Annotated in this window: 19 protein-coding genes and 1 pseudogene; 7 read left to right on the forward strand and 13 right to left on the reverse strand. The window is 71.3% G+C overall.

What is annotated here, in order from left to right; translation table 11 throughout:
- Window positions 1-7: 7 nt before the first annotated feature.
- Window positions 8-193 (forward strand): hypothetical protein, encoded by a 186-nt coding sequence (locus ADL12_RS44395; protein WP_062714226.1) that lies wholly within the window; start codon window positions 8-10, stop codon window positions 191-193.
- Here ADL12_RS44395 and ADL12_RS44400 read toward each other — a convergent pair.
- Window positions 183-983, reverse strand: coding sequence for a site-2 protease family protein (locus tag ADL12_RS44400; protein WP_062714228.1), 801 nt, complete (start codon window positions 981-983; stop codon window positions 183-185). The genes ADL12_RS44395 and ADL12_RS44400 overlap by 11 nt on opposite strands.
- A gap of 115 nt (window positions 984-1,098) precedes the next feature.
- Here ADL12_RS44400 and ADL12_RS44405 point away from each other — a divergent pair, with 115 nt between their 5' ends.
- Both ADL12_RS44405 and ADL12_RS44410 read left to right on the forward strand, forming a co-directional pair.
- Window positions 1,099-1,773: a DUF6578 domain-containing protein gene (locus tag ADL12_RS44405; protein ID WP_062714230.1), complete on the forward strand. Its 675-nt coding sequence runs from the start codon at window positions 1,099-1,101 to the stop codon at window positions 1,771-1,773.
- A 79-nt stretch (window positions 1,774-1,852) separates the two neighbouring features.
- On the forward strand, window positions 1,853-5,488 hold the full coding sequence (locus tag ADL12_RS44410; protein ID WP_062714231.1) for an AfsR/SARP family transcriptional regulator: 3,636 nt from the start codon (window positions 1,853-1,855) through the stop codon (window positions 5,486-5,488).
- 29 nt (window positions 5,489-5,517) lie between these two features.
- Here the strand turns inward: ADL12_RS44410 and ADL12_RS44415 are convergent, their stop codons facing one another.
- The 6 genes from ADL12_RS44415 to ADL12_RS44440 form a co-directional block, all read right to left on the reverse strand.
- Window positions 5,518-6,339: an ABC transporter permease gene (locus ADL12_RS44415; protein WP_062714233.1), complete on the reverse strand. Its 822-nt coding sequence runs from the start codon at window positions 6,337-6,339 to the stop codon at window positions 5,518-5,520.
- On the reverse strand, window positions 6,336-7,361 hold the full coding sequence (locus tag ADL12_RS44420; RefSeq protein ID WP_062714265.1) for an ATP-binding cassette domain-containing protein: 1,026 nt from the start codon (window positions 7,359-7,361) through the stop codon (window positions 6,336-6,338). The genes ADL12_RS44415 and ADL12_RS44420 overlap by 4 nt, the downstream gene beginning before the upstream one ends.
- 113 nt (window positions 7,362-7,474) lie before the next feature.
- Complete coding sequence (locus tag ADL12_RS44425) at window positions 7,475-8,695, reverse strand: MFS transporter (RefSeq protein WP_062714235.1); 1,221 nt, start codon at window positions 8,693-8,695, stop codon at window positions 7,475-7,477.
- A gap of 96 nt (window positions 8,696-8,791) precedes the next feature.
- On the reverse strand, window positions 8,792-9,751 hold the full coding sequence (locus tag ADL12_RS44430) for an endonuclease/exonuclease/phosphatase family protein (protein ID WP_063806813.1): 960 nt from the start codon (window positions 9,749-9,751) through the stop codon (window positions 8,792-8,794).
- A 288-nt stretch (window positions 9,752-10,039) separates the two neighbouring features.
- Window positions 10,040-10,669 (reverse strand): TetR/AcrR family transcriptional regulator, encoded by a 630-nt coding sequence (locus ADL12_RS44435; RefSeq protein ID WP_062714238.1) that lies wholly within the window; start codon window positions 10,667-10,669, stop codon window positions 10,040-10,042.
- Between the two features lie 125 nt (window positions 10,670-10,794).
- Complete coding sequence (locus ADL12_RS44440; RefSeq protein ID WP_062714240.1) at window positions 10,795-12,384, reverse strand: MFS transporter; 1,590 nt, start codon at window positions 12,382-12,384, stop codon at window positions 10,795-10,797.
- A 192-nt stretch (window positions 12,385-12,576) separates the two neighbouring features.
- On the opposite strand from ADL12_RS44440, the gene panB reads away from it, so the two are divergent.
- Window positions 12,577-13,452 (forward strand): 3-methyl-2-oxobutanoate hydroxymethyltransferase, encoded by an 876-nt coding sequence (gene panB, locus ADL12_RS44445; RefSeq protein WP_062714242.1) that lies wholly within the window; start codon window positions 12,577-12,579, stop codon window positions 13,450-13,452.
- A 183-nt stretch (window positions 13,453-13,635) separates the two neighbouring features.
- Here the strand turns inward: panB and ADL12_RS44450 are convergent.
- The 3 genes and pseudogenes from ADL12_RS44450 to ADL12_RS44460 all read right to left on the reverse strand — a co-directional run.
- A pseudogene (locus tag ADL12_RS44450) lies at window positions 13,636-14,181 on the reverse strand (protease pro-enzyme activation domain-containing protein); the annotation flags it as partial.
- A gap of 64 nt (window positions 14,182-14,245) precedes the next feature.
- The gene (locus ADL12_RS44455; RefSeq protein WP_062714248.1) at window positions 14,246-14,869 is read right to left on the reverse strand and encodes a DUF305 domain-containing protein; all 624 of its coding nucleotides are present in this window, start codon (window positions 14,867-14,869) and stop codon (window positions 14,246-14,248) included.
- On the reverse strand, window positions 14,866-15,528 hold the full coding sequence (locus ADL12_RS44460) for a DUF3105 domain-containing protein (RefSeq protein WP_062714250.1): 663 nt from the start codon (window positions 15,526-15,528) through the stop codon (window positions 14,866-14,868). Before ADL12_RS44460 ends, ADL12_RS44455 begins: the two co-directional genes overlap by 4 nt.
- A gap of 186 nt (window positions 15,529-15,714) precedes the next feature.
- Between ADL12_RS44460 and ADL12_RS44465 the strand changes: the two genes are divergently transcribed.
- A complete protein-coding gene (locus ADL12_RS44465) occupies window positions 15,715-16,149 on the forward strand; it encodes an RrF2 family transcriptional regulator (RefSeq protein WP_062714252.1) in 435 nt (144 codons plus the stop codon).
- Here the strand turns inward: ADL12_RS44465 and ADL12_RS44470 are convergent.
- Entirely contained in the window at window positions 16,146-17,330 is a 1,185-nt protein-coding gene (locus ADL12_RS44470; RefSeq protein ID WP_062714254.1) for a globin domain-containing protein, read from the reverse strand. The genes ADL12_RS44465 and ADL12_RS44470 overlap by 4 nt on opposite strands.
- Window positions 17,331-17,644: 314 nt before the next feature.
- On the opposite strand from ADL12_RS44470, the gene glnA reads away from it, so the two are divergent.
- Window positions 17,645-19,006 (forward strand): type I glutamate--ammonia ligase, encoded by a 1,362-nt coding sequence (glnA, locus tag ADL12_RS44475; protein ID WP_062714256.1) that lies wholly within the window; start codon window positions 17,645-17,647, stop codon window positions 19,004-19,006.
- Between the two features lie 103 nt (window positions 19,007-19,109).
- On the opposite strand, the gene ADL12_RS44480 is transcribed toward glnA, so the two are convergent.
- Window positions 19,110-19,568 (reverse strand): VOC family protein, encoded by a 459-nt coding sequence (locus ADL12_RS44480; protein WP_062714259.1) that lies wholly within the window; start codon window positions 19,566-19,568, stop codon window positions 19,110-19,112.
- 493 nt (window positions 19,569-20,061) lie between these two features.
- Between ADL12_RS44480 and ADL12_RS44485 the strand changes: the two genes are divergently transcribed.
- Window positions 20,062-23,061 carry a bifunctional [glutamine synthetase] adenylyltransferase/[glutamine synthetase]-adenylyl-L-tyrosine phosphorylase gene (locus ADL12_RS44485; protein WP_062714261.1) on the forward strand — a complete coding sequence of 1,000 codons (3,000 nt, stop codon included), beginning with the start codon at window positions 20,062-20,064 and terminating at the stop codon, window positions 23,059-23,061.
- Between the two features lie 67 nt (window positions 23,062-23,128).
- Here ADL12_RS44485 and ADL12_RS44490 read toward each other — a convergent pair.
- A partial coding sequence (locus ADL12_RS44490) for a phosphatase PAP2 family protein (protein WP_062714263.1) occupies window positions 23,129-23,988 on the reverse strand: 860 nt, incomplete at its 5' end.

Here is a 23,988-nt window from a genome sequence, read left to right on the forward strand (position 1 = left end):
GACCGAAATGCCCCGCCTTGGTGTCTATACGCTGATCGTCTGTCTGCTGGCCGTGGCCGCGGCCGTGATCTCCTTCGTGCAGGGCAGCTGGCTGGGGATCGTGTGGGTGCTGCTGGCCGGGCTGTCGTCGAACATGACCTGGTACTACATCAAGCGCGCCAGGGACGAGCGGCGGGGCTCCGTCACGAGCTGATCGAGCAGTACTCGCTCGTGCCCTGCCAGAAGCGATAGAGGTCCTGGCCGCAGTAGCGCTCCAGGTCGTTCACGCCCAGGTTGTCCAGCAGGGTGTAGATCAGCTGGAAGAACTCGCGGTTCACCGCGGGGAGCATGAGCACCACGAACACCAGCAGCAGGCCGAAGGGGGCGAACGGCTCCACCTGACGCTTGATGCTGTGCGACAGCCAGGGCTCGATCACGCCGTAGCCGTCCAGGCCCGGGACCGGCAGGAAGTTCAGGATCGCGGCCGTGACCTGGAGCAGGGCGAGGAAGGCGAGCGCGAACCGGAAGTCCCGGGGGACGCCGTCCAGCGCGTCCAGCCAGAAGGGGGCGGTGCACACGACGGCGAACAGGACGTTCGTCAGCGGGCCTGCCGCCGAGATCAGGCTGTGCCGCCAGCGCCCCCGGATCCGGCCGCGCTCGATGAAGACGGCACCGCCGGGGAGCCCGATGCCGCCCATGATCACGAAGACGACGGGGATCACGATGCTGAGCAGCGCGTGCGTGTACTTCAGCGGGTTGAGGGTCAGATAGCCCTTCGCGCCGACCGAGATGTCGCCGCTGTGCAGGGCGGTACGCGCGTGTGCGTACTCGTGCAGACACAGGGACACGATCCAGGCGGCGGTCACGAACAGGAACACGGCCAGGCCGGGCTGCTCGGCGAAGCCGGTCCAGGTGGCCCAGCCCGTCACCGCCGTGACGGCCAGGATCCCGACGAAGACGGGGCTGATCCGCCGGTCGCTGTGGCGGGTGATGGCGGTGGTCATGAGGACGGGCTCCTGTGGGACGACGGGAGTACGGGACGTCGGGCCTGCCCGACCGTACCGGGCGTAGGGGGAAAACGTCTCGCGGTGGGGTGGTGGTTCCGGGGAGGGTGGGGGCATGGGGCTTTGGCATGTGTTCTACGAGGACTGGCAGATGGAGTGCTGCGGTACCCCGTTCAAGGTGGGGGACGAGGTGAGCTGGCCGCTGCTGTTCCAGTCCTCCGACGACGCCCTCGGCGGCGGCCGGCACGACCAGCTCACCAAGATCACCGGCCCGGTGGAGGACATGTCGGCAGAGGAGGGTGCGGTGCGGGTCCTGCGGGAGGAGAGCGGGCTCGTGGTGGCCCTGCACCAGCATCCGGTCGGCGTCGTCGCGCAGGAGGAGCTGGGGGACGCGCGGCCGGGGGACCGGTTGCGCCTGGTCGGCCTCCTCACGGCCGAGTTCCACGGCGACCCCGACCTGCCCGAGACACGGGGCCGGGTACGGGCGATCCAGGTCCTCCGGCAGGGCTACGCCGAGATGGCGCCGGGTTCGCTCACGCGGGTGCCGGTTCCCGGGGAGCGGTCGCTGCGGCCGGTGTGGGAGTGCCCGAAGTGGTTCGCGGACGCCGACGCGGGTGTGATGGTGACCCTGGACGTGCCGGGCACGGACTCGTGGCTGTCCCACGCGGTGCGCGAGGCCCGGGGCCTTCCGCACGAGGGCACGGCACCGGGCGCGGAGGTGACGGGCCTGGCACCGGCCGCGCTGGCGGAGCTGCTGGAGACCCTGAGCACGGTCTCGGAACCGGGATGACGGTGCCGTAACCCTTCGCGCGCCGCACACCCTTCCCGCGCCGCGCAACCCTGTGACCGTCCCGAACCGACCAGAGACAATGGACCCCGTGCGCTATCGCATCCTCGGCACCACCCAGGTACTCCGCCCCGACGGCACCCCCGTTGCGGTGGGCGGGGCGCGGCTGCGTGCCCTGCTGACCGTGCTGGCGTTGCGGGGCGGGCGGACCGTGCCCGCGACCCTGCTGGTCGACGAGGTGTGGGACGGGGAGCCGCCCGCCGACGCCACGGGCGCGCTACAGGCGCTGGTCGGACGCTTGCGGCGGGCCCTCGGGGCGGACGCGGTCGTCTCGGCGGAGGGCGGGTACCGGCTCGCCGCCGCGTCCGACGACATCGACCTGCACCGGTTCGAGCGGCTGGCCGGCGAGGGCACGCGCGCGTTGGCCGACGGCGACCCCGCCAAGGCCGCCGTCGTTCTCGACGACGCCCTCGCCCTGTGGCACGGCCCCGCCCTCGCCGACCTCCCCGACCGCACCGCCGAGGCGGCCCGCCAGGAGACCCGGCGCCTGGACGCGCTGCGCGCCCGCCACACCGCCGCCCTCGCCCTCGGCCACGCCGAACAGTCCCTGCCCGAGCTGACCGCCCTGTGCGACACCCACCCCCTGGACGAACCCCTCCAGGCCCTGCGCCTGCGCGCCCTGCGCGACGCGGGCCGTACGGCGGAGGCCTTGGTCGCCTACGAGGACGTACGACAACTCCTGGCCGACCGGCTGGGCTCGGACCCGGGGCCGGAACTGCGGGCGCTGCACGGGGAGTTGCTCCGGCCGGGGCAGGCCACGCATGGGGCAGGGGCCGAACCGCGTACGCGCGACGGGCTCCGCCCCGCCCACGGCGCGCCGCGCACCGACCGCGACGGGCAGGCGGCCCGGCCGCGCGGCGACGCCGACGCGGGGGCCCGCCGAGCAGGGTCCGGGGGCACGGGAACGGGTGCGCCCGGCACGTGGACCGACGCGGGCGCGGGAGCGTCCGGCAAATCGACCGGTGCCGGCTCGCGTACCTCCGGCGCATGGACCGACGCGGGCGCGGGCTCCCGTACCCCCGGCACATCGACCGGCCCCGACGTTCCCGCCGACCCCGATGCCCGTGCCCTGGCCGCGCCCGACCGGCCCCGCACCCTCGACTCCGGGACCGGCCGCGGTGAATCCCCTGCGGCTGCCCCCACCCCACCCCCGCCCACAGGCAACCTCCGCGCCCGTCTCACCTCCTTCGTCGGCCGGGAACCGGACATCGAGGCCATCCGCGGCGACCTCACGACCGCGCGGCTCGTCACCCTGCTGGGCCCCGGCGGTGCCGGCAAGACGCGGCTGTCGCAGGAGGCCGCCGAGAGTGTGCGGGACGGCGCCCCGGACGGGGTGTGGCTGGCCGAGCTCGCGCCGGTCGACGATCCCGAGGCCGTACCGGAGGCCGTGCTCACCGCCGTCGGCGCCCGTGAGACCGTGCTGTACGGCGCCGGGGCCGAGGCGATGCGGGCCGGGTCCGACCGGCACGACGACCCCGTCGAGCGGCTCGCCGAGCACTGCGGCAAGCGGCGCATGCTGCTGATCCTCGACAACTGCGAGCACGTCGTCGAGGCCGCCGCCCGTCTCGCGGAGGAGCTGCTGGAGCGCTGCCCGGAGCTGACGGTGCTCGCCACCAGCCGTGAACCCCTCGGCGTACCGGGGGAGTTGCTGCGGCCCGTGGAGCCGCTGCCCGAGCCGTCGGCGCTGCGACTGCTCGCCGACCGGGGGGCCGCGGCGAGGCCCGGGTTCCGGATCGAGGGCGATCCGGAAGCGTGCGCGGAGATCTGCCGGCGGCTGGATGGACTGCCCCTCGCCATCGAGCTCGCCGCCGCCCGCCTCCGCGTGTTGACGCCACGTCAGATAGCCGACCGGCTCGACGACCGCTTCCGGCTGCTCACCTCGGGCAGCCGTACCGTGCTGCCCCGCCAGCAGACCCTGCGGGCGGTCGTCGACTGGTCCTGGGAGCTGCTGGACGAGGGTGAACGGGAGGTGCTGCGGCGGTTGTCCGTGTTCGCCGGCGGGTGCGATCTCGCCGCCGCCGAGGCCGTGTGCGGGGCCGTCGCGCTGGAGGCGCTCGGCTCGCTCGTCGACAAGTCCCTTGTGGTGGCGGCCCCTTCGAACGACGGCGAGATGCGCTACCGGCTGCTGGAGACCGTCGCCGAGTACGCGGGCGAGCGGCTCGACGAGAGCGGGCAGCGTGCTCAGGCGGCGCGCGCGCATCTGACGTACTACCGCGAACTCGCCCGCACCACGGAGCCGTTGATGCGCGGCGCCGGTCAGCTCGTCGCCGTCCAGCGGCTGGAGCGCGAGAGCGAGAACGTACGCGCCGCCCTGCACCACGCCGTCGCCCTGCGCGACGAGCAGGAGGCGATGTGCCTGGTGCTGTCGATGGCCTGGTACTGGCAGATGCGCGACCAGCGCATCGTCTCCCGCAACTGGTGCCGGGAGGTTCAGGATCTCGGCCCCGACCCCTTCACCGAGCCCGTCCGGCCCGCCGCCCCGGTGTGGGAGCGCTGCACGGCCACGCCGCCGCCCTGGACGGGCGAGGTCCTCGCGGAAGCCCGGCGTGGCGTCCATCTGGTCCATCTCGCCTGCATGGACACCGAGTTGGAGGCCTGGCAGACCCCTGAGCGGCAGAACAAGCTGCGCGTCATCGGCCAGACGTACGAGCCCGGACTCCCGCAGGGCTGCCGGTTCCCCGGCTCCCTGTGGTTCTACGCCGTCCTGCTCACCGGGAACATGGCGCGGGTCCGGGAGATCGCCGACGCCGCCATCGACACCTGCCGCCGTGTGCCGGGATACGAGTGGGACCTCGCCGCCGGTCTGCAGATGCGGGCCAATCTGCTCGCCAACCGCACCGAGTGGAGCGGCGACGCCACCCGCGACGCCGACGAATCGCTGGCCATCTACCGTCGCCTCGGCGATCTGTGGGGCACCGCGGAGGCGCTCGCCGCGCGCGCCGAGGCACATGAGCGCAGGGGCGAGTACCGCGCGGCCGCCGCCGACTACCAGGCGGCGATCGAACACGCCGAACTCCTCGGCGCCCGCGCCCAGGTGGGTGTGCTCTGCGCCCGGCTCGCCGCCGTGCTGATCGAGGGCGGTGAGGCCGAGCGGGGAGAGCGTCTGCTGCGCGAGGTCATCGACCAAGGGAGCGGCGGAACCGATCAGGCGATGCCCTTCGCCCGGCTGATCCTGGCCGGCCGACTCGGCATGACGGACCGGGTTCCCGAGGCGCGTGAGCATCTCCGGCTGCTGCGCGAGGAGTTCAAGATCGCCTATTTCATCATCTTCGACGCCTTCATCCTCGGTGCCGAGGCCTGGCTGGACGCGGTCGACGGCCGCTACCCGGAGTCCATGGACAGGATCAGGCGCGCCCTGGAACGCGCCGAGGACCCTCTCTCCCAGGCCATCGCCCCGCAGATGCGTTCCGCTTACCTGACCATCGCCGCGTTCGCCCTCGCCCGCGTCGACGGCGGCTGCCGTGCCCGTGACGCCGCCCGCTGCCTCGGCGCCGCCGACGCGCTGCTGCCGCCCCGGCACGTCGCGTCGTCCCAGGAGCGCGAGGTGCGCGACCGGGCGGTGGCGCGCACGCGGGCGGTGCTGGGCGACGCGGCTTACGAGGCGGCGTACGCGGAGGGCGGCGCCCTCTCCTCGGAGGAGGCCGCCGCCCTGATCTGACGCGCACCGGCACGGACCGGGTCCGTGCGTCAGCTCTTCGTCCGGAACTTGTGGATCGCGATCGGCGCCATCACCGCCGTAATGGCCACCGACCAGGCGAGCGTCACCCACAGGTCGTGCGCGACCGGCCCGCCCACCATCAGTCCGCGCGCGGCGTCCGCGAGCGTGGACAGCGGGTTGTAGTCGGTGAAGGCCTGCAGCCAGCCCGGCATCGAGGTCGTCGGCGCGAAGATCGACGAGCCGAACTGGAGCGGGAACAGCACCAGGAAGCCCATCGCCTGCACGGACTGCGCGTTCTTCATGATCACGCCCAGGGTGAGGAACACCCACATGATCGACGAGGCGAACGCCGTGGACAGGGCCACGGTCGCGAACAGGCCGGGCCAGTTGGTGATGTCGAACCCGACCGCCACGGAGACGATCATCAGCACGGTGGTCGCGAACAGCATCCGCAGCAGCTCCACCGAGATCTTCGCGAAGAGCACCGAGCCGCGCCCGATCGGCAGGGACCGGAAGCGGTCCATGACACCGGAGTTGAAGTCCTGGCTGAAGCCGGTGCCGACGCCCTGGGACAGCGTCATGCTCATCATCGCGATCATGCCGGGGATCACGTACTGCACGTACTGATCCTGTCCGCCGCCCAGCGCCTGCCCGATCGAGCCGCCGAAGACGAACACGAACAGCAGGGTGAAGATGACCGGCATCAGCAGCGCGTCGGCCATCGACTCCGGGTCCTGGCGGATCCACAGCAGGTTGCGGCGGACGAGGGCGCCGGTGTGCCGCAGGTGCCCGCGCAGGGTGATGCGGGCGTCGTCGCCGGATGCGGCCGTGGTTGCGGTGGCGGCGCTCATACGGCGACCTCCTCGCGGTCGTCGGTGGGCACGGTGTCCTGCGGGGCACTGGCGCGGTGGCCGGTGAGGGAGAGGAACACCTCGTCCAGGCTGGGCAGTTCGGTGCTGATGGAGCCGAGCGTGATACCGCGGGCGGTCACGGCGCCGACGACGGCCGTCAGCTGCTCGTCGCTGAGGATCGGCACGAGGAGCGTGCCGGTGGCGGTGTCCACGGTCGTGGTGGCGAGCCCGGTGATGCCGAGATCGTCGAGATACCCGGCGAGCGGGCGCAGCTGCAAGGCGTCGACCGGCCGGATCCGCAGGGTCCGTCCGCCGACCTTGGCCTTGAGCTCCTCGATCCCCCCGCCCGCGATGACCTTGCCCCGGTCGACGACGGTCAGTTCGGAGGCGAGCTGCTCGGCCTCCTCCATGTACTGGGTGGTCAGCAGCACGGTCACACCGTCCCCGACCATGGCCTTGACCTCGTCCCACACCTCGTTGCGGGTGCGGGGGTCGAGCCCGGTGGTCGGTTCGTCGAGGAACAGCACGGCCGGCCGTCCGATCATGGAGGCCGCCAGGTCGAGCCGCCGCCGCATACCGCCGGAGTAGGTGCTCGCGGGCCGCTTGGCGGCCTCGGTCAGCGAGAACCGCTCCAGCAGTTCGTCGGCACGCGCGCGTGCGTCCTTGCGGGGCAGGTCCAGCAGCCGCCCGATGAGATACAGGTTCTCCCACCCCGGGAGCTTCTCGTCGACGGAGGCGTACTGCCCGGTCAGCCCGATCACCCGGCGCAGCTGCCGCGGCTGCCGTACAACGTCGTATCCGGCGACCGTGGCCTGCCCGGCGTCCGGTGCCAGCAGTGTGGACAGGATCCGCACGAGGGTCGTCTTCCCCGCCCCGTTCGGCCCGAGCACGCCCATGACGGTGCCCTCGCGGACGTCCAGGTCCACACCGTCCAGAGCCTTGGTCTCGCCGTAGTGCTTGACCAACCCCCGCACAGAGACGGCGGTGCTCTCGCCGCTCGGCTTCTTGTCGATTCGCGTCATGAGGATGACGGTGTCAGGACGCACCGACAAACGACCGACAGATCACCGACAGGCCCTACAGATCACCGACAGGGCCTACAGGTTCAGAAGATCGCAGTACCGGACCGCAGATCTCAGTACCGGACCGTCTCGCCCTGCTGCGGAACATGCCCCGCGACCACACGCTCCCGGCCGGCCCGCGGAGCGACCCGGCGCCGGTCCACCGCGTACGCGGCACCCGCGACCCCGAGGCCGAGGACGGCCAGTGCCGCGCCGGCCAGCGCCGGGGACGTCACACCGAAGCCGGCCGCGAGGGCGAGGCCGCCGATCCAGGCGCCGCCCGCGTTGGCGAGGTTGAAGGCCGCCTGGTTGGCCGAGGAGGCCAGGGACGGAGCCGACGACGCCTTCTCCATCACCATCAGGTTGAGCGGGGAGCCGGCCACGAACGCCGCCATGCCGAGCAGCGTCACCGCCAGGGCCGCGCTCCATGCCGTGGACATCAGCAGCGGGAACAGGGCCAGCACCGCGGCCAGGGAGAGAAGGCCCCCGAACAGGGTCCTGCGCATCGAGTGGTCCGCCAGGCGTCCGCCCAGCAGGTTGCCGATGGTCGCGCCCACGCCGAACAGCGCCAGCAGCAGCGTCACGCTGGCGTCGGCGTACCCGGCGGAGTCGGTCAGCATCGGCGTGACGTAGCTGTACGCGGCGAAGAGCGCGCCGAAGCCCGCGACCGTCGTGCCGAGCGCCAGCCACACCGGCAGGGACTTCAGCGCGGCCAGCTCGCCCCGCAGCCCGGCGGAGGGCGCGGGCACCCGGTCGTGCGGGATCAGCAGGGCGAGGGAGGCGATGGCGGCCAGGCCGATCGCGCTGACGCCCAGGAAGGTCGCCCGCCATCCCAGGTGCTGCCCCATGAGGGTGGCGACCGGCACGCCCACGACGTTCGCGACGGTCAGTCCGAGGAACATCAGGGACACCGACCGGGCCTTGCGCTCCGGCGCGACCATGTTCGTGGCGACCACGGCACCGACGCCGAAGAAGGCACCGTGCGGCAGACCGCTCATGAAGCGGGCCACGAGGAGCCAGGAGTTGTCCGGCGCGAAGGCCGACGCCGCGTTGCCCGCCACGAAGAGCGCCATCAGCGCGATCAGGACCGTACGGCGGGACATGCGGGCGGTCACGGCCGCCAGCAGCGGGGCGCCGATGACGACGCCGAGCGCGTACGCCGAGACCAGGTGTCCGGCGGTGGGGATGGAGATGTGCAGGTCGTCCGCGACGTCGGGCAGCAGGCCCATCATCACGAACTCGGTGGTGCCTATGCCGAAGGCGCCGACGGCCAGGGCGAGCAGGGCCAGGGGCATGAAAGAAGCCGTGCCTTTCGAGGGGGAGCGGAGTTCTGGGACCACGTTTATGTTCAGTCCCGGAACAAATGCTCCCGGCCCCGGTATTCCCCCGGGTTAAGAGGACGTGTCGACCTTCACACGAGCAGCCACCGGAAGGTGATCGCTCCCCGTCTCCGGCAGCGTCCACGAGCTCTCCGGCTCCAGTCCCTTCACCATGATCTGGTCGATCCGCGCCATCGGGAACGATGCCGGCCAGCTGAACCCGAACCCGCTGCCCGCCGCGCCCTGCGTGGAGCGCATCTGGGCGGTGACGGCGTTGAGCGCGCGGTCGTTCATCGTGCCGTTCAGGTCGCCGAGCAGGACCACCTTCTGCAGCTGCTCGTGGGCGATGGCCTCGCCCAGCGCGTTGGCGCTCTTGTCGCGCTGCCGGGCGGTGAACCCGGCCTCCACCTTCACCCGCACCGACGGCAGGTGGGCGACGTACACCGCGACCTGCCCGGCCGGCGTGGTGACCGCGGCCCGCATGGCGCGGGTCCAGCCCAGCTTGATGCCGACGGGCTTGACGCCGCTCAGCGGGTACTTGCTCCACAGCCCGACGGTGCCCTGCACCGTGTGGTACCTGTACGTCGACGCGAGCGCCTTCTCGTACGTCGGGACCGCGCCGGCTGTCAGCTCCTCCAGGGCCACGACGTCCGCGCCGGACGCGGCCACGTCCCGGGCCGTGCCGGACGGGTCGGTGTTCTCCGCGTTGACGTTGTGGGTGGCCACCGTGAGGTCGCCGCCGGAGCCGGTCCGGTCGACGAGCAGGCCGCCGAAGAGGTTCAGCCACACGATCGCCGGGAGCAGCACGGCGATGAGCGCGGTCGCGGATTTGCGGACCAGGGCCAGCACGAGCAGCACCGGGACGAACAGGCCCAGCCAGGGCAGGAACGTCTCGGTCAGGCTGCCGAGGTTGCCGACCACGTTCGGGATCTGCGCATGCAGCAGCATCACCAGGGCGAGGATCACCGCGAGGGCGGCCGGCACGATGCCGCGCCGCCAGACGCGCGGGTCGCCCCGCCAGCCGGCCACCAGGCCCTTCAAGCGGTCCGTCAGGCGCCGAAGCCCAGATTCCCGGCGCTCGGGCCCCGAGCCGCCGTTGTCGGTCTCCGTCACGTACGCCTGCTGCGCCATACCGTCGCCTCACTACCTGCCGTGCAACACCGTCGTCCCCCCGCGCCCAAAGAAACCCTAGGGGATGATCGGTCCCGTTCCTGCCGTACTCATGACGGCCGTACGGGGGCGAGGACGTACAAGTCGCCTTCACGAGTTCCGGTTGCGGTGAGGGAAAGCGCGCTCTGTGACGAAACGCGCACATGCGATCTACGAGGTGCGTGAACTGACGGGCCGTAGACCTTCGAGCATGGCGTCGACCATCTGCTCCGCCAGCCCTTCGGGAAGGTCGGCGTCCGGGCGCATGACGGTACGCACCAGCATCGGGCCGAAGATCATGTCGTTCATCACGTCGACGTCGATGTCCGTGCGCAACTCGCCGTTGTCCTGTCCGCGGCGCAGGATCGCGTGCTGTTTCCTGCGCCGCGGCTCGACGACGTTTCCGTGATAGGCGTCCCAGATCTTCGGACTGCTCTTCATCTGGGCGATGACGTTGTGCAGGAGCACCGACGAACGGGTCATCAGGCCGCGCCTGCGCAACTGCTCCATGAGCACCACGAGATCGTCGCGCACCGAGGTGCCGGGCAGTTCGGGGTCCGGGGGTTCGGCGGCCCGCACGACGTCGACGAAGAGCTCCTCCTTGCCGCTCCAGCGGCGGTAGATGGTGGCCTTGCCGACGCCTGCGGTGCGGGCGATGCGCTCGATGGACAGCTCCGCGAGCGGCACGCCCTCCTCCAGCAGCTTCAGGATCCCCTCCATGATGGATCGCTCCACGGCCTCGCTGCGGGGGCGGCCCCGGGCGGGGCCGTCGTGCCGGGACTGGCTGTCGGCGAGGCTCACTTGGCTCGGTCCTTTCGGTGGGGTGTGGTGATTCTCCCTGGTGTACGGCGGTGTACGGCGACGGCGGGTACGAAGCGCGTGTCGGCGTGCGCCCACTCTGCTTCTACTCCGCTCCCACGCCGCTGCTACTCTGCCGCCGCCAACTCCCGCTCGGTCTCCCCCTCCTGAGGTGCCGTCGGCCGCCCCGGCAGGAACAGCGCCACGACCACCGCGCCGAGCACCGCGACGCCCGCACCCCACAGCGCCGTCACGTGCATGGCGTGCAGGAAGGCGTCGTGGGCCGGTCCGACGAGGGCCTCGCCCCGCGGGCCGAGCCGGTCGGCGACGCCGAGCGTGGCCTCGATGGACTCGCCCGCCGTGTGCCGTACGCCCTCCGGCAGCGCCGTGAGCTTGTCCTCGATGCCGCCCCGGTACGCGGTCGACAGGACCGAGCCCAGTACGGCGATGCCGAGCGCGCCGCCGACCTGGCGGAAGGTGTTGCTGAGGGCGGAGGCGGAGCCGGCCTTCTCGCGGGGCATGGCCTGCATGATGACGACGCTGATCGGGGTCATGATGTGCGCCATGGCGGCGCCCATGAGGAAGAACACCACCTCCAGGAGCCAGATCGGCGTGTCCGCCTCGAACGTGGCGAACGCGGCCAGGGTGGCCGCGATGAGCAGCATGGCCCCGGTGGTCGTGGCCCTGTTCCCGAACCGGTCGACGACGAGCCGGGCGCGCGGCGCGAAGATCATCTGGGCGGCGGCGAGCGGCAGCATCAGCAGGCCGGTCTCCAGGGGCGAGTAGCCCCGCACGCTCTGGGTGTAGAAGACCGAGAAGAAGGTCACGCCCATCAGGGCGAAGAAGACCAGCGCGATGACGCCGATCGCGGCCGAGAAGACCTTGTTCCGGAAGTATGTGACGTCGATGGACGGATGGTCGCTGCGCTTTTCGAACACGACGAAGGCGACGAGGACGGCGGCGCCGGCGGCGATGGTCGCGAGGACCGTCGGGTCAGTGAAGTCGGCGAGCTGGCCGCCCTTGATGATGCCGTAGACGAGCAGGACCAGGCCGACGACGGAGAGCACGACGCCGATGGGGTCGATGCGCCCGGGTTTCGGATCACGCGAGTCCGGGACCAGCCACAGCATCAGCGCGAGCGCGAGCAGCACGATCGGCACGTTGATGAGGAAGACGGACCCCCACCAGAAGTGGTCGAGGAGGACACCGCCGGTGATCGGGCCGATGGCGATGGCGAGCCCGACGCCGCCCGCCCAGATGCCGATGGCCTTGGGCTGCTCGTCGCGCTCGAAGACGTTCATCAGGACGGCCAGCGTGGCCGGCATGACGAAGGCGGCACCGAGGCCCATCACCGCGCGGAAGGCGATGAGCTCGCCGGGCGAGCCGGAGAACGCGGCGAGGGCCGAGCCGATGCCGAACACCGCGAGGCCGCCGAGCAGGACCTTCTTGCGGCCGAGCCGGTCGCCGAGGATGCCCGCGCTGAACAGCAGGCCGGCGAAGACGAGGGTGTAGGCGTTGATCGCCCACTCCAGCTCGCTCTGGGTGGCGCCCAGGCCGGTCGGGGCCGGGGTCGAGATGGTCTTGATGGCGACGTTCAGGATCGAGTTGTCGAGGACGACGATCAGCAGGCTGAGCATCAGCACGCCGAGGATCGCCCAGCGGCGCCGGTGCACGGCTTCCGGTATGCGGGGGCCGGTGTCAGGGGCGGGAGAAGTCATGCCGTCGAGCCTAGGCGATTTACGATACGGAACCGTCTCGTATCGAAAGTTTTTGCCGAGACCTTACGCGGCCGATTCGCGGGGCGGAACTCACACGGAGTGGCCTAGCCCTCCTTGGCACGAAGTGCCACCATGGAAGGGATCCGGGGACGCCGTCAGGGCGCCTCGAGATGACATGAAGGAGCCGTTGCAATGACGCAGCTTTCGGCTGCCCAGACGCCTCAGGCGAAGCCCTCCGACGGCAGCAAGGCGCTGTACGGGGGGAAGGGCACCCGCCGCATCACTGTCCGGGACATCGCCCTCGCCAAGGAGCGGGGCGAGAAGTGGCCCATGCTCACCGCCTACGACGCGATGACCGCGTCCGTCTTCGACGAGGCCGGCATCCCGGTCATGCTCGTCGGCGACTCGGCGGGCAACTGTCACCTCGGGTACGACACGACCGTGCCCGTCACGCTCGACGAGATGACCATGCTCTCGGCGGCCGTCGTACGCGGCACCTCGCGCGCCCTGATCGTCGGCGACCTGCCCTTCGGCTCGTACCAGGAGGGCCCGGTGCAGGCGCTGCGCTCGGCGACCCGGCTGGTGAAGGAGGCGGGCGTCGGCGCCGTGAAGCTGGAGGGCGGCGAGCGCTCCCACGACCAGATCCGGCTGCTGGTCGAGTCCGGCATCCCGGTCATGGCCCACATCGGCCTGACCCCCCAGTCCGTCAACGCCATGGGCTACCGCGTCCAGGGCCGCGGCGAGGAGGCGGCCCAGCAGCTGCTGCGCGACGCGAAGTCCGTCCAGGACGCGGGCGCGTTCGCGGTCGTCCTGGAACTGGTCCCGGCTCAGCTCGCGGCCGAGGTCACCCGCGTCCTGCACATCCCGACGGTCGGCATCGGCGCCGGACCGGAGACGGACGCGCAGGTCCTGGTCTGGACGGACATGCTGGGCCTGACCGGCGGCCGGGTCCCCAAGTTCGTGAAGCAGTACGCCAACCTCCGCGAGGTCATGGGCAACGCGGCGAAGGCGTTCGCGGAGGACGTGGTCGGCGGAACGTTCCCGCTGGAGGAGCACTCCGTCCACTGAGCCCCTCCGGGCTCCGACCCCCTGAACCACTGCGGCACCAAAGCGCCCCGCCGATCTTCCCCCGTCGGCGGGGCGCCCCTTTGTGCGACCGGGTGTGCGGCCGAGCCGGTGGTCAGCGGCGGCGGTACGACTCCACGTAACCGCTCGCGGGTGTCCCCACGCCCGTCACGTCGTCGTAGCCCTTATCTTCGTGCCGTAGGCGTCCGGCAGGGTGCTCGCCACGTTCGAGCCGTGGTACGTCGAGAACGGCCCGGCGTTGCGGAACACGGTCTCCGGCGGCGGGAGTCGGTCCTGGTGGCTCGCCAGGTGCGGCGCGTTGTCCAGGCCCGTGACGGTCAGGACGGCGTCCTTGACGCTGTCCGGCACCGAGGCGGTCGTCGCGGGCGCGCGGTAAGTCCTCGCACCCTTGGTGTAGTTGTGCAGCCGGGTGCCGAACGCCTTCTCCGCGGCGGCCACATCGCCGGTGACGGCGACGTAGTGCCGCGTGACGCCCGTGACCTTCAGGCCCGCCGACGTCAACCAGCCCTTGACCGCGGCCGCTTGGGCCTTCGTCGCGCCGAAGCGGGCCTGGGCCTGGTCGGCGGTCAGGTACTTGCCGTACGACGCCGAGTCCGGGTCCGACACGGCCTTCGCCCGTGCGGCGAGACCGGCCGCGTCCCGGCCCCGGAGGTAGACGCGGGCGGAGACCTCGGCACTGTCCGAGGCCCAGCCCTGCCTGGCCCAAGAAGGTCCCAACTACCGTAATGACAAAGCCATTTCGAGGGCTGCGAATGCGGGGCTACGGCCGCGGGGGCTACGACCGCGGCTTCGCGCCCCGCTCCTTCAGCATGCCCGTCATCAGGTCGATCTCCGACTGCTGCCCGTCCACCATGCCCTGCGCGAGCCGCTTCTCCACACCGACCGTGCACTTGTCGACACAGCCCTCGGCCATGTGGATGCCGCCCTTGTGATGATCCGTCATCAGCTGGAGATAGAAGATCTCCGCCTGCTTGCCGCTGAGGCCCTCGAGCTTCTTCATCTCCGTGTTGGTCGCCATGCCGGGCATCAGCGCGCCGTCCTTGCCGGAGGCCATGTCGCCCATGCCCATCCAGGTCATCGGCGCGTCCGACGACACCTTCGGCAACTCCCACAGATCCAGCCAGCCCAGCAGCATGCCGCGCTGGTTGGCCTGCGTCTGGGCGATGTCGTACGCGAGCCGCCGTACCTCTTCGTCCTTCGTGCGGTCACGCACGATGTACGACATCTCCACGGCCTGCTGGTGGTGCACCGCCATGTCGCGCGCGAACCCGGCGTCCGCCGAGTCGGCGCTCGGCGTACTGCTCGAACCACCGTCCTCGGCGACCGCGTAGGTGATCGCGCCGGCCGCGACGAGCACTGCCGCCGCGGTTCCCGCTGTCCAGCCGACGTGCTGCCTCACTCCGACAGACCGCCCGTGCACGCCGCGCCCTGCTCGGGCGTCTGCTTGCCCTGGACGTACGTCTCGAAGAACTTGGCGACGTTCGGGTCGCTCGCGCTGGTCACCGTGCGCTGGTGGCCCCACGCGGTGAGCATGATCGGGTCCTTCTGCTTCTCGTCCGGGCTCATCAGCGTGTACGGCGTCTGCTTCACCTTCGCCGCCAGCGCCTCGACGTCGGCCTTGGACGCCTTGGAGGTGTAGGTCACCCACACCGCGCCGTGCTCCAGCGAGTGCACGGCGTGCTCGTTCTTGAGCTCCTTGGTGTAGACGTCGCCGTTGCAGTTCATCCACACCTGGTTGTGGTCGCCGCCGACCGGGGGCTCCGAGGAGTACTTCACGCTCTTGGCGACGTGGGTGCGGCCCAGCGTCCCTTCCCAGGTCCGCACGCCGTCCTTGCCGGTGACGAACTTGCCGGTGGTCTTGGAGTCGGCCACCGCGTCGCTGTTGTCGGACTGCGACCGGACGAGCACGACACCGCCGACGACGAGACCGGCGACGATCACCACGCTGGCCGCGATCGTGAGGATGCGGTTGCGGCGCTCACGGGCCTGCTCGGCACGCCGCATCTCCTCTATTCGCGCCTTGCGCGAGGCGCTGCTCTTGTTCTTGGCGGAGCCCATGAGGTGTTGTCCTTCTGGGGAAAGGGGCGGTCGGGTTCGCTGATCGTAATGGGGAAGGTGTGGCCTCTCGTAGAGAGGGTTCAGGAAAGTCCGGATCGGGACTATCCGTCCGACCGGCCGACAGCCGGTGGGGAAGGTACGCGGGATATTTTGAACCGCGGATGCGCATTATCTACGCTGCCACACATGCGGCTGTTGCGCTCCACCGACCTGGCACTGCGGCTCCTCATGCGGCTCGCCGTCCTGGGGGAGGCCACGCCGACGACCCGTGAGGTCGCGGCGGACATGGAGGTGCCGTACACGCACGCCGCCAAGGTCGTCGCCGAGTTGCAGCACATGGGCCTGGTGGACGCTCGCCGGGGCCGCGGCGGCGGGCTCACGCTCAGCGAGAAGGGCCGTACCGCGTCGGTCGGCGCGGTCGTGCGGGCCTTCGAGGGGGACGGTGACGTCGTGGAGTGCGAGGGCGACAACCCCTGCCCGCTGCACTCCGGGTGCCGACTGCGCGGCGCGCTGCGGCGGGCCCAGGAGGCCTTCTTCGCCTCGCTGGACCCGCTGACGGTGGCCGACGTGACGGCCGACCCCACCGGGCCGCTCCTGCTGCAGATCGGGCGTTCCGTTTAACGCTCCCGCGCCAGCCAGAGGTCCGGCCCGAACACCTCGTAGCGGATGTCGGCCGGAGCCACGCCCTTCCCGATCAGCTGCGCTCGCACGGCCCGCATGAAGGGCAGCGGTCCGCACAGGTACGCGCGCGTGCCCTGCGGTACGGCGATGTCGGTCAGGTCGACCAGACGGGCGCGGTCGTCGCCGCTCGCGCCCTCCTCGTACCAGAAGTGCGGGGCGGCGTCGGCGAGCTTGGCCGCGTACGCCTCGTGGTCGGCGCGCAGGGCGTGGTCGGCGGGGGAGCGGTCGCCGTGCACGACGATCACCCGGCCCTCGTGCCCGGTGTCCGCGAGGTGCGCCAGCATGGCGACCATCGGGGTCACGCCGATGCCGGCGGAGGCGAGGAGCACCGGCGCGTCGGTGGTGTCGAGCACGAGATCGCCGTACGGAGCCGACAGGCGCAGGCGGTCGCCGACCCGCACGCGCGCGTGGAGGTGGCTCGAGACCTCGCCGTCCGGGGTCGGGCCGCCGTGCACCCGCTTCACGCTGATCTGGCGTACGGGCGAGCCGGGGGCGGCGGAGAGGCTGTACTGGCGTCTCTGCCGGGCCCCGTCCGGGAGCTCGACCTGGACGGAGACGTACTGCCCGGCCCGGAAGCCGGGTGCCGGGCGGCCGTCGGCCGGGCGCAGCCGGAAGGTGGCCACGTCGGCGGTCTCCTCGACGCGCTCGACGACCTCCCACTCCCGCCACTCGCTTCCGCCGCGCTCCTCGTACAGCCGCTTCTCGACGGCGATGAGCGCGTTGGCCATCAGCCAGTAGACCTCGTCCCAGGCGGCCGCGACCGCGGGCGTGACGGCCTCGCCGAGGACCTCGGCGATGGCGGCGAAGAGGTGTTTGTGGACGATTCCGTACTGCTCGGCCGTGACGCCCAGGGAGGCGTGCTTGTGGGCGATGCGGCCCAGCATCGCGTCCGGCCGCTCGTCGGGGTGGTCCACGAGGTACGTCGCGAACGCGGCGATCGACCCCGCGAGCGCCTGGCGCTGGGTGCCGGCCGCCTGGTTGCCGCGGTTGAAGAGGTCGCGCAGCAGCTCGGGGCGGGCCGCGAACAAGCCGGCGTAGAAGCGCTCGGTGATCTCACCGATGGCGCCGCCGACGACGGGGAGGGTGGCGCGCACGGTGGCGGCGGACTGCTCGGACAGCATCAGGACTCCTTCGCACATGGCTGATGAGCACCACCATTAAAACTTGCATCCAAGATGCAAATTAAAGTGGGGTGGGTCCTGTGGGGCCGGGCATTACGGATGTCGGTCCGAGCAGGCAAGATGGGCAGCAGAGCAGTTCACCGGGCACCATGGCGGGACACTCGCCGTATGCGGGCGTTCGACCGGAGGTCGCTTCGGCGATCAAGGTGCGCAACGCGCCTGAAATGGTGTTGTGGTGTGATGCTCAGGTGCCCGACCGCCTCCCGCAGTACCGGAGCCAGGCGGCCTGACCAGCAAGGATGGGGAAGCGGAAGATGGACAAGCAGCAGGAATTCGTGCTCCGGACGTTGGAGGAGCGCGACATCCGGTTCGTACGGCTGTGGTTCACGGACGTGCTGGGCTTCCTCAAGTCCGTGGCCGTGGCCCCCGCCGAGTTGGAGCAGGCCTTCGACGAGGGCATCGGCTTCGACGGCTCGGCGATCGAGGGCTTCGCCCGCGTCTACGAGTCCGACATGATCGCCAAGCCGGACCCCTCGACGTTCCAGGTCCTGCCCTGGCGCGCGGAGGCCCCCGGCACGGCTCGCATGTTCTGCGACATCCTGATGCCGGACGGCTCCCCGTCCTTCGCGGACCCGCGCTACGTCCTGAAGCGCGCCCTGGCCCGCACCTCCGACCTGGGCTTCACCTTCTACACCCACCCGGAGATCGAGTTCTTCCTCCTGAAGGACCGCCCGCTGGACGGCTCGCGCCCCACCCCGGCCGACAACTCCGGCTACTTCGACCACACCCCGCAGAACATCGGCATGGACTTCCGCCGCCAGGCGATCACCATGCTGGAGTCGATGGGCATCTCGGTCGAGTTCTCCCACCACGAGGGCGCCCCCGGCCAGCAGGAGATCGACCTCCGCTATGCCGACGCGCTCTCCACGGCCGACAACATCATGACCTTCCGCCTGGTCATGAAGCAGGTCGCGCTGGAGCAGGGCGTCCAGGCAACCTTCATGCCGAAGCCGTTCTCCGAGCACCCGGGCAGCGGCATGCACACGCACCTGTCCCTGTTCGAGGGCGACCGCAACGCGTTCTACGAGTCGGGCTCCGAGTACCAGCTCTCCAAGGTCGGCCGCTCCTTCATCGCGGGCCTGCTGCGGCACGCGGCGGAGATCTCCGCGGTCACCAACCAGTGGGTGAACTCCTACAAGCGCATCTGGGGCGGCTCCGAGCGCACCGCGGGCGCCGGCGGCGAGGCCCCGTCGTACATCTGCTGGGGCCACAACAACCGCTCGGCCCTGGTCCGCGTCCCGATGTACAAGCCCGGCAAGACGGGCTCGGCACGGGTCGAGGTCCGCTCCCTGGACTCCGGCGCGAACCCGTACCTGTCGTACGCGGTCCTGCTGGCCGCCGGCCTCAAGGGCATCGAGGAGGGCTACGAACTGCCGCCGGGCGCCGAGGACGACGTGTGGGCGCTGTCCAACGCCGAGCGCCGCGCGATGGGCATCGAGCCCCTCCCGCAGAACCTCGGCGAGGCGCTGACCCTCATGGAGAACAGCGACCTGGTCGCCGAGACACTGGGCGAGCACGTCTTCGACTTCTTCCTGCGCAACAAGCGCCAGGAGTGGGAGGAGTACCGCTCCGAGGTCACCGCGTTCGAGCTGCGGAAGAACCTGCCGGTTCTCTAGCGATGTCACGGTGCCGCGCCCCCAGAGGGGCGCGGCACGCGTCCGTCAGAGTGCCGCGGTGCCTCGGCACCGCGGCTTTTCCACGCACGGGAGCACGGCCGGCCTACTGCACCTGCTGCCGCTTGGCGGCCAGGTCCGTAAGGAGCCTGTGCAGGGGCTCGGTCTCCCTGCGCCGGTACTCCTGGATCGACCAGCCGTTGCCGTCCGGGTCCGTGAAGTACATGAACGTCGCGCCGTCGTCGGGGGCGTACTGGACCGGCTCCGACACGTCCAGCCCCCGCTCCACCAGCTCCGCCCGGGCCGCCTTGATGTCGGCGACGCAGAGCTGGAGGCCCTGGTAGGAGCCAGGCTCGGGCCTGGTCTCGCCCTTGGTCAGGTCCCAGATGCTGTCGCCGAGTGCGATCGAACAGCCCGAGCCCGGAGGCGTGAGCTGGACGATGCGCATGCCGGGCATCACTTCCTGGTCGATGTCGACGTGGAAGCCGACCTTGTCCCGGTAGAAGTCACGGGCCCGGTCGATGTCGCTCACGGGCAGCGGGATCACTTCGAGCGTGAAGTCCATCGCTAGTCCTCCAAGGAGAATCGCCAACGGGTCTGGCTGAACGGCTCACCCTTACCGAAGCGGAAACCGATGCTCTGCGCCACGCGAGGAACAGGTTCCGTTACTCCCAAGGCACCCGGCGTCGCTGCTGGGGGCTGCCGCCCCCAGACCCCCGCTTCGGCCCTGAACGGGCCTCGTCCTCAAACTCCCCCAGAGGGGGCACCCCCAGACGGGCTGAGATGCCCGGACCGGCGCTGGAAAGCGGCCGACCGCGTGGCGAACGCGTAGCCCACGGGCCCGCACCCGCGTACGGCGTGAACACGGGCCCGCACCCGCGTACGGACACCCCCCGGCACGGCCCCGACCCACAACGCACCCGCAGGCGCTACGCGAACCCCACCGGACAGCAACGGGCCGCCGCAGGCATCCCGCCCAAGCCCAGCGCAGCGGTTACGCTCGATCGCGTACGACCTTGATCGGGCGCGCACGACCCCGATCGGACGGGAGGCCGAGCATGACGGCGCCGGGGCGCAGGAGCAGTACGTTCACGCGGCTGCTGCGGCACGGATTCACCGACCCCTCGGCCGCCGAGCGGCTCCTGGACAGCGCCCAGGTCGCGCCGATCCGGAACGACCCGGTGCTCCTCGAGGCCCTGGGCGCCACCGCCGACCCGGACCTCGCCCTGCTCGGTCTCGTACGGCTGCTCGAAGCGCAGCCCGACCCCGTCGCCCAGCGGGAACTGCTCGACACGGTGATAGCGGCCAAGCCCCTGCGCGACCGGCTGCTCGGCGTGCTCGGCGCCTCCGCCGCGCTCGCCGACCACCTCGCCCGGCACCCGAGCGACTGGCAGGCGCTGGTCATGTACGAGCCGCGGGATCTGCACCCCGAGGTCGAGGAGTTCGAGCTCGGGCTCGCCGAGGCCACCGACCCCGTCTCCCTGCGCGTCGCCTACCGGCGCTGTCTGCTGTCCATCGCCGCGCGTGACGTGTGCGGCACCACCGACGTGGCCCAGACGGCCGCCGAGCTCGCCGACCTCGCCACCGCGACCCTGCGCGCGGCGCTGGCCATCGCCCGCACGGCCGCCCCGGAGGACGCCGCGCAGTGCCGGCTCGCGGTGATCGCGATGGGCAAGTGCGGGGGCCACGAGCTGAACTACGTCTCCGACGTCGACGTGATCTTCGTGGGGGAGTCCGTCGACGGTGCCGACGAGGGCAAGGCGCTGCGGTCCGCCACCAAGCTCGCCTCGCACATGATGCGGATCTGCTCCGAGACCACCGTCGAGGGGTCGATCTGGCCGGTCGACGCCAATCTGCGCCCCGAGGGCCGTAACGGCCCGCTGGTGCGCACGCTCAGCAGCCACCTCGCCTACTACCAGCGCTGGGCCAAGACCTGGGAGTTCCAGGCGCTGCTCAAGGCGCACCCGGTGGCCGGCGACATCGAGCTGGGCGAGGAGTACGTCGCCGCGCTGGAGCCCCTGGTCTGGAAGGCCGCCGAGCGGGAGAACTTCGTCGCCGACGTGCAGAAGATGCGCCGCCGGGTCGTCGAGAACATCCCCGTCGCCGAGCTGGACCGCCAGCTCAAGCTCGGCCCGGGAGGCCTGCGCGACGTCGAATTCGCCGTACAGCTGCTGCAGTTGGTGCACGGCCGGGACGACGCCTCCCTGCGCAGCGGCACCACCCTGGACGCCCTGCGCGCACTCGCCGCCGGCGGCTACGTCGGTCGCGCGGACGCCGCGCAGCTGGATGCCGCCTACCGCTTCCTGCGCTCCATGGAGCACCGCATTCAGCTCTTCCGGCTGCGCCGGACGCACCTGGTGCCCGAGGACGAGGCCGACCTGCGGCGCATCGGCCGCTCCCTCGGCCTGCGCGCCGACCCGGTCACCGAGCTGAACCGCGAATGGAAACGGCACGCGAGCGCCGTACGGCGACTGCACGAGAAGCTCTTCTACCGTCCGCTGCTCGACGCGGTCGCCCAACTCGCCCCGGGTGAGGCCCGGTTGAGTGCCGAGGCGGCGCGGGAACGGATGGTCGCGCTCGGGTACGCCGACCCCGCCTCCGCGTTGCGCCACCTGGAGGCCCTGGCCTCCGGCGTCACCCGCAAGGCGGCGATCCAACGCACCCTGCTGCCGGTCCTGTTGGGCTGGTTCGCGGACTCGGCGGATCCGGACGCGGGCCTGCTGAACTTCCGCAAGGTGTCGGACGCGCTCGGCAAGACCCCCTGGTATCTACGGCTGTTGCGGGACGAGGGCGCCGCCGCCGAGAACCTCGCCCGCGTCCTGTCGGCGGGCCGCCTCGCCCCCGACCTGCTGATGCGGGCCCCGGAGGCGGTGGCGCTGCTCGGTGACGGCGACGGCGGCACCGGTCTGGAACCGCGCTCGCGCAGCCACCTGGAGCAGGAGATCCTCGCCGGGGTGGGCCGCGCGGCCGGTGCCGTACAGGGGGTCACGGCGGCACGCGGCGTGCGGCGCCGCGAACTGTTCCGTACGGCCGCCGCCGACATCGTCGACTCCTACGGCACCGAGACGAAGCCGGCCGAGGCCGACCAGGGCGCTCTCGTCGACCGCGTCGGCGCGGCGGTGTCGGACCTGACGGCGGCGACGCTCGCGGGCACGCTCCGGGCCGTCGTCCGCGAGGGCTGGGGCGACACCCTGCCCACCCGCTTCGCGATCATCGCCATGGGCCGCTTCGGCGGGCATGAACTGGGCTACGGCAGTGACGCGGACGTCCTGTTCGTGCACGAGCCGCGGGAAGGGGTGGAGGAGCAGGAGGCCGCGCAGGCCGCGAACCGGGTGGTCGCGGAGATGCGCCGGCTGCTCCAGATCCCGAGCTCGGATCCGCCCCTGCTGATCGACGCCGACCTGCGGCCGGAGGGCAAGTCGGGTCCGCTGGTGCGCACGCTGAACTCGTACGAGGCGTATTACCGCCGCTGGTCCCTGGTGTGGGAGTCGCAGGCGCTGCTGCGGGCCGAGGCGGTGGCCGGGGACGAGGATCTGGGGCGCCGCTTCATCGACCTGATCGCCCCCCTGCGCTATCCCGCGGAAGGTCTCGGCGAGGACGCCGTGCGGGAGATCCGGCGGCTGAAGGCCCGCATGGAGTCCGAGCGCCTTCCGCGCGGTGCCGACCCCAAGCTGCACACCAAACTCGGTCCCGGCGGGCTCTCCGACGTCGAGTGGACCGTCCAGCTCCTCCAGCTCCAGCACGGCTGGGCCGAGCCGGGCCTGCGGACGACGCGGACACGGGATGCCCTCGCCGCGGCGTGCGCGGCCGGGCTCATCCCGGCGGAGGAGGCGGCGATCCTGGACGAGGCGTGGGTGCTGGCGACGCGGGTGCGCAACGCCGTGATGCTCGTGCGCGGGCGGGCCGGCGACACCTTCCCGTCGGATCCCCGGGAGCTGGCGGCGGTGGGGCGCTACCTGGGCAGTGAGCCCGGTCACGTGGGCGACATGCTCGATGCGTATCGGCGTACGGCGCGGCGGGCGCGGAGTGTGGTGGAGGAGCTGTTCTACGGGGCGTGATGCCTCCGGCGGTCGGGCGGGGAGGCGTGTGGCGGGCTGTGCGGGTGAGCGGGGGTGCGCGGAGCGCCTACGGTTTTGTGGTGGGGCGGGGCCGCGCCGGGGGGTGTGTGTCCTCGGTCGGGCGGTTGGGGCTGGGGAGAAGGCGCTGTTTCTTGACGCCCGCCGCTGCGGGCGGACACCCCCCGGCACGTCCCCTTCCCGCCGTACGCGGCTGTGGCACCAGTTTCGGCAGTGCGTGCGGCAGCGCTCCGTACCACAGGCGTGCCACCGTGTAGCCGAACGCCAGGCAGAGGATGCCGCCCACCGCGTCCAGCCAGAAGTGGTTGGCCGTCGCGACGATCACCAGCAGTGTCGCCGTGGGGTACAGGACGCCCAGGACGCGTACCCAGGGGATCCGCGCCAGGGCGAAGATCGTCAGGCCCGACCAGACGGACCAGCCGATGTGCATCGACGGCATCGCGGCGTACTGGTTCGACATGTTCTTCAGGTCGCCCGAGGCCATCGAACCCCAGGTGTCGTGGACCATCACCGTGTCGATGAAGCCGCCGTTGCTCATCAGCCGTGGGGGAGCGAGCGGATACAGGTAGTAACCGACCAGGGCCACACCTGTGGTGGCGAACAGGACCAGGCGGGTCGCCGCGTAGCGGCCGGGGTGGCTGCGGTAGAGCCAGACCAGGACGGCCAGGGTGACGATGAAGTGCAGCGTGGCGTAGTAGTAGTTCATGCCGACGATGAGCCAAGTCGCCGAGTTCACGGCGTGGTTGATCGACTCCTCGACGGCGATGCCGAGGTGGTGCTCCAGCTTCCAGAGCCAGTCGGCGTTGCTGAGCGCCTCGGCCCTCTGTTCCGGTACCGCATTGCGGATCAGTGAGTACGTCCAGTAACTCACCGCGATCAGCAGGATCTCGAACCAGAGGCGGGGGCGGC

The sequence above is a fragment of the Streptomyces regalis genome (assembly GCF_001509475.1).
Lineage (GTDB): Bacteria > Actinomycetota > Actinomycetes > Streptomycetales > Streptomycetaceae > Streptomyces > Streptomyces regalis.